Annotated in this window: 5 protein-coding genes; 1 reads left to right on the forward strand and 4 read right to left on the reverse strand. The window is 75.2% G+C overall.

The features are described 5' to 3' along the window. Window positions 1-19: 19 nt before the first annotated feature. Together RI554_10345 and RI554_10350 are read right to left on the reverse strand one after the other, a co-directional pair. On the reverse strand, window positions 20-508 hold the full coding sequence (locus RI554_10345; GenBank protein ID MDR9392414.1) for a hypothetical protein: 489 nt from the start codon (window positions 506-508) through the stop codon (window positions 20-22). Window positions 509-528: 20 nt separating this feature from the next. Then, window positions 529-1,515 carry a YpdA family putative bacillithiol disulfide reductase gene (locus RI554_10350; protein MDR9392415.1) on the reverse strand — a complete coding sequence of 329 codons (987 nt, stop codon included), beginning with the start codon at window positions 1,513-1,515 and terminating at the stop codon, window positions 529-531. Between the two features lie 176 nt (window positions 1,516-1,691). On the opposite strand from RI554_10350, the gene RI554_10355 reads away from it, so the two are divergent. Beyond that, the gene (locus RI554_10355; GenBank protein MDR9392416.1) at window positions 1,692-2,915 is read left to right on the forward strand and encodes an MFS transporter; all 1,224 of its coding nucleotides are present in this window, start codon (window positions 1,692-1,694) and stop codon (window positions 2,913-2,915) included. Window positions 2,916-2,929: 14 nt separating this feature from the next. Here RI554_10355 and prpB read toward each other — a convergent pair whose 3' ends face one another. Further along, window positions 2,930-3,835: a methylisocitrate lyase gene (gene prpB / locus RI554_10360; protein ID MDR9392417.1), complete on the reverse strand. Its 906-nt coding sequence runs from the start codon at window positions 3,833-3,835 to the stop codon at window positions 2,930-2,932. Further along, complete coding sequence (locus RI554_10365; protein ID MDR9392418.1) at window positions 3,832-5,364, reverse strand: MmgE/PrpD family protein; 1,533 nt, start codon at window positions 5,362-5,364, stop codon at window positions 3,832-3,834. Before RI554_10365 ends, prpB begins: the two co-directional genes overlap by 4 nt. Window positions 5,365-5,502: the final 138 nt, after the last annotated feature.

Genomic DNA, 5,502 nt, shown 5'->3' on the forward strand with positions numbered 1-5,502 from the left:
GGGGGCGGTGGGGGCGGGGTCAGCGCGGCCGGCGCAGCAGCCACGCCCCCGCCACGATCAACGCCGCGGGCACGAGCCACCCGAGGGCGCCCCCGAACCAGCCCCCGAAGATCAGGAACTCGAAGAACGCCCCGAACGCCGCGAAGAACGCCAGCCCGACGCCGACCAGGCGGACGCCCTCCTTCTGTTCCGCGGGGTCCTCGACGATGCTGGCCTTCAGGAAGGTGCCGGCCCCCACCCCGGCGATCACGAGGCCCCAGGCGTAACTCCACGTCTCGAACGACTGGGTGGCCTCCTGCACCAGCAGGATCAGCCCGACCGTCGTGACGATCGCGCCGGGCACCGCGAGGTCCGCGAAGCGGAGGGGGCCGGCGACGGCGACGGCGGCCATCGCCACGCCGGGCACGATGATGAACAACGGCCACGTTTCGCCGCCCCCGAGGCGGGCGAGGACGAGGACGAGGCCGAGCGCGACGAGCAGCAGGCCGAGGGGGCGGGTACGGGCCATGGGGACCTCCTGGCGCGAGTCTAGCGGACCGGCGTGGCGGCGGCGTGGGCGACCGCCGCACGGGCGTGCACGAGCCCGTTCTCGATGAAGACGTCGCTGGTGCGGGTCCCGAAGCCGGCCGAACCGATCGCGTACAGGCCCGGCACGGTCGTCTGGTAGTGCGCGTCGAGCTCCGCGACGCGGGTGGCGGCGTCCACCTTCGCGCCGGCGCCCTCGAGGAGGTCGCCGGTCGCGCGGTAGCCGGTCAGCAGGTACACCCGGTCGGCGGGCAGCGTGAGGGCCTCCCCGTCGCGTTCGGCGTGCACGGCGCCCGGCACGATGCGGCGGACGGTGGTGCGGAAGTGCGCGGCGATCGAGCCCTCCTTCACCCGGTTCTCGAGGTTCGGGCGGATCCAGTACTTGAGGCTGGGCTTGAACGCCTCCCCGCGGTGCACCATCGTCACGCGCGCGCCGCCGCGGTACAGGTCGAGCGCGGCGTCCGCGGCGCTCGAGCCGGCCCCGACGATCACGACGTCGCGCCCGAACCAGCGGTGCGCTTCGTCGTACGCGTGCGTGACGTGCGGCAGGTCCTCGCCCGGCACGTCGAGCCGGTTGGGGGTGTCGAAGTAGCCGGTCGCCACCATCACGCGGCGCGCCCGGAGGGTGCGGACGCCGGCGTCCGCGCCGGGCGCGACGTCGCGCACGTCGAGGGCGAACCCGTCGCCGTCGGGGCGGACGGCGGTCACCTCGTGGAACGGCGCGACGTCGAGCGCCTCCGCGGCGGCGACCTTGCGGTAGTACGCCAGCGCCTCCTTGCGGGTCGGTTTGTCGGTCGCGGTCACGAGCGGGTGGTCGCCGATCTCCAGCCGTTCGCTGGTCGTGAAGAACGTCATGTACGTCGGGTAGCGGTAGATGGCGTCGACCAGGCCGCCCTTCTCCAGCACGCGGGCGTCGAGGCCCGCCCGTTTCGCGCGGATGGCGGCCTCGAGGCCGATGGGGCCGGCGCCGATGATGATCAGGTCCGTCATGCGCGCCAGCGTAGCAGGGACGTCCGCGGGCGACCGGGGTCCGGCTCGCGGTGCCGTGGCGCGGCGCTTCGGGGTGGGCGCGCCCGCGGTACGCTGCCGCGGGAGGCCGGGAGGAGCACCGTGAGCGAAGGACGAACGCCGGGACCGCACCGGGGGTCGGCGCCGGGAGCGGGCCGGTGACCGACACCAACGGGCCGGGGGGCGGAGCGGGCGCGTTCGCGTGGCTCAGCGTGGGGGCGGCGCTGTTGTTCACCAGCTACTTCATGACGACGACGCTCGCGCCGCTGTTGGCGGTGGCGTTGGGCGCACCTCCCGCCCTGTTGGGGTCGGTGGTCGCCGCGACGTTCGTGCTGCCGCTCCTGCTCGCGATCCCCACCGGGGGGTGGGTCGACCGGGTCGGGGGGCGACCGCTCGCGGTCGCGGGGACCGGCCTGCTGGTGCTCGCGCCGGTGGGGGTGGCGGTCGCACCGTCGATCGCGACGTTGTTCGGCCTGCAGGTCCTCACCGGCGTCGGGCAGCTGTTGGGCGTCGTCGCGGCGCAGTCGCTGGTGGCGGGCTTCGGGGCCGGGCGGGCCCGCGAACGCAACTACGGGGTGTACGGCGCCTTCGTGTCCGGTGGGCAGCTGCTGGGTCCGGTCGGCGCGGGCGTGCTGGTGGACCTCGCCGGGTTCGCGGCGGCGTTCGGGGTCGCGTCGGGCGTCGCGGCGCTCGGGACGCTGGCCTTCGCCGCCGTCCGGCCCGCCGCCCGGCCGGCGGGGCCGCCCCCCGACCCCGCGGGTCGGACGCCGTGGCGGGCGCGGCTCCGGTCCGCGTGGGGCGCCCTGCCGCGCGGGGCGGCGCGGGTGGCGGGGCTGTTGCGCCTCCCGTCGGTCCGCGCCAGCCTGTGGGTGAGCGGCACCGTGATGGTGGTGATGATCGCGCACAACTCGTTCCTCCCGGCGTCCCTGGAGGAGCGTCGGGTCCCCGCGACGCTGATCGGGGGGATCGTGAGCCTGCGGTCGCTCGTGGCGGTCGTGGTGCGCCCGTTCATGGCCCGCATCGTCGCGGCGTTCGGGGGGCGCCGCCCGACGTTCCTCGCGATGCTCGCCCTCGCGTCGGTCGGGACGGCCGGCCTGGCGGTCGGCGCGAACCTGGTGCTGCAGGGCGTCGCCGCGGTCGCGCTCGGGGTGGCGGTGGGCGTCGCGCAACCGCTCACGATGGCGGCGATGGTGGAAGAGGTCGCGGCCGAGCGGCACGGCTTCGCGCTCGGGACGCGCATCACCGCCAACCGCCTCGCGCAGGTCGTGGCGCCCTTGGCGTTGGGGGCGGCGGCGCAGGCGTTCGGCTACGCCGCGACGTTCCTGCTGACGGCGGGCTTCCTCGCCGCCATGACCGGCGGCCTGGGGCGCCTGCGTCGCTGACGCCGCGCGGCGCGTCAGTCGTCCCGGCGTCCGCCGTAGGCGACGGCGTCGATCGCTTCGTGCCCGTCGTAGTCCAGCAGTTCGTAGAGGCGGGCGCGGGTCTGCATCTCGGGTACGAGGTCGCGTTGGTGCCCGGCCTCGTGCAGGTGGCGGAGGCCCCGCTCGACGGCGCCCATCGCCAGCCGGAGGCTGGTGACGGGGTAGAGGACGAGGTCGTAGCCGAGGTCCGTGAGGGTCTCGAACGCCAGGAGCGGCGAGCGACCGAACTCCGTCATGTTCGCGAGCAAGGGCGCGTCGATCGCCGCGCGCATGCGGGCGAACTCCGCTTCGTCCTGCAGCGCCTCGGGGAAGATCGCGTCGGCGCCGGCCGCGAGGTACGCCCGGGCGCGTTCGATGGCGGCGTCGAGCCCCTCCACCGCGCGCGCGTCGGTGCGCGCGACGAGGACGGTGGTCGGGTCCTGCCGGGCGGCGGCGGCGGCGCGGATCGTGCGTTCCATGGCGGCGGGGTCGACGAGCTCCTTGCCGCCGAGGTGCCCGCAACGTTTCGGGTTGCGTTGGTCCTCGAGGTGCAGCGCGGCGACGCCGCGCCGCTCGAGCTCCTGCACCGTGCGCACGACGTTCAACGCCTCCCCGAAGCCGGTGTCGGCGTCCACGAGAAGCGGAAGGGACGTCGCGGTGGCGAGGCGGCCGGCGCGGTCGGCGAGCTCGGGGAGGGTGGTGAGGCCGACGTCCGGCATGCCGAGCTCCGCGGCGAACGCGCCGCCGGAGAGGTACACGCCGTCGAAGCCGATCTCCTCGACCAGGCGGGCGACGAGGGGGGTCGGGGCGCCCGGCAGGCGGAGGGGCGGCCCCGAGCCCGCCAACGCCGCGCGGAACCCCCGGCGGACGGCGGCGGGATCGCGCGGTTCGAGCGCGATCACCGGAAGATCCCGCCCTGCGTCGCGGGGTCGTCCGCCTCGTTCGCGAGGTGCGGGGCGGCGACCGTGAGGGCGCGCACCTCGTCCGGGGCGAGGGTGTCGAGGCGTTCGGCGAGGTGCAGGAAGCGGTCCTGCTCGGGGGTCGGGACGACGCCCTCGGCGAGGGTCCGGAACTTCGCGACGTAGTCGGCCCGCGCGAACGGGGCGGCACCGTTGGGGTGGGCGTCGGCGACGTCGCGTCGCGCGTGCACCGTCTCGCCGTTCGTGAGCGTGACGGTCATCTCCCCGCCGAACGCCCGCTCGCCGGGGTCGGTCGCGCGGTACCGCGCGGTCCAGGTGGGGTCCTCCTCGGTGCGGATCTTGTGCCACAGCGCGACCGTGTCGGGTCGGTGGGCGCGCGCCGGGGCGTAGCTGTCGACGTGGTGCCAGACGCCGTCCTGCAGGGCGACGGCGAGGATGTACATGAGGCTGTGATCGAGGGTCTCGCGGGTCGCGTCGGGATCGAACTTCTCGGGGTCGTTCGCGCCGGTCCCGATCACGTGGTGCGTGTGGTGGCTGGTGCGGACGACGACCTCCTCGATGGCGGCCACGTCGATCGCGTCGGGGCCGCCGGGGAGGCGACGGCGGACGTCGAAGGCGAGGTCGATGAACGCTTGCGCCTGGTACTCCGCGGAGTGGGCCTTCGTGTAGGTCTCGAGGATCGCGCGGCGCGGGTCGTCCGGGTCGGGGAGCGGCACGACGTAGCGCGCGTCGGGCCCGTCGAGGAGCCAGGCGAGGACGCTGTCCTCGCCCTCGTAGATCGGGGCGGGGGCCGCCTCGCCGCGCATGGCGCGGTCGACGGCGGTGACCGCCAGGAGGGCGGAGTGCCCGGGGACGTACGCCTTCCAACTGCTGATGGTGCCCTTTCGGGATTGCCGCGTGGAGAAGGCGACGTGGACCGCCTGGTTGATCGCTTGGTACGTCGTGGCGACGTCGAGGTCCAGCATCGTCGCGAGGCCCGCCGCGGTGGCGGGGCACAGGTGCGCCATGTGGTCGATCTTGTGGCAGTGCAGACAGATCGACTTCACCAGCGCGACGTGCACCTCGTACGCCGCGACGATGCCGCGGGTCAGGGCGGCGCCGTCCCGGCCGGTCTGCTGCGCGACGGCCAGCAGCGGCGGGATCGCGTCGCCGGGGTGCGCGTAGTCGGCGGCGAGGAAGGTGTCGTGAAAATCGAGTTCGCGGACCGCGACCGCGTTCGCCCAGGCGGCCCACTCGGCGTGCACGCGGACGTCGGGGGCGTGCCCGAACGGCGTGGCGCCGCGCGGGTGGGGGTGGGCGAGCGCCTGCGCGCGGGCGTTCGCGACCGGCGCTCGGTCGAGGGACGCGACGGCGACGGCGGCGTCGTCGATCAGGCGGTTGGCGGCCATCGCGGCGACGTCGGCGTCGACGGTGCGGGTCCCGAGGGCGGTTTCGGCCAGCTTCCACGCCAGCTGCTCGGAGCGGGGGAGGGCCGCGCGGGAGGGGTGGACGGTGACGAGGTGGTCGGTCAACGGAGGTCTCCTGAGGAAGGGATGGGGGCAGGATACCCGCGGCGTGCGCCGCGCCCGACCGCCGCCCCGGGGGGCGACGGAGGGACGCAGGCGACGGGGCGTCGGGGCGTCGGGGGCCGCGGTCAGTCGTTCATCGGG

It is taken from the genome of Trueperaceae bacterium (assembly GCA_031581195.1).
Lineage (GTDB): Bacteria > Deinococcota > Deinococci > Deinococcales > Trueperaceae > SLSQ01.

Excerpts from the sequence above, each read along its gene's own strand:
- RI554_10345 (MDR9392414.1), bottom strand. The coding sequence starts at position 508 with ATGGCCCGTACCCGCCCCCTCGGCCTGCTGCTCGTCGCGCTCGGCCTC.
- RI554_10350 (MDR9392415.1), bottom strand. The coding sequence starts at position 1,515 with ATGACGGACCTGATCATCATCGGCGCCGGCCCCATCGGCCTCGAGGCC.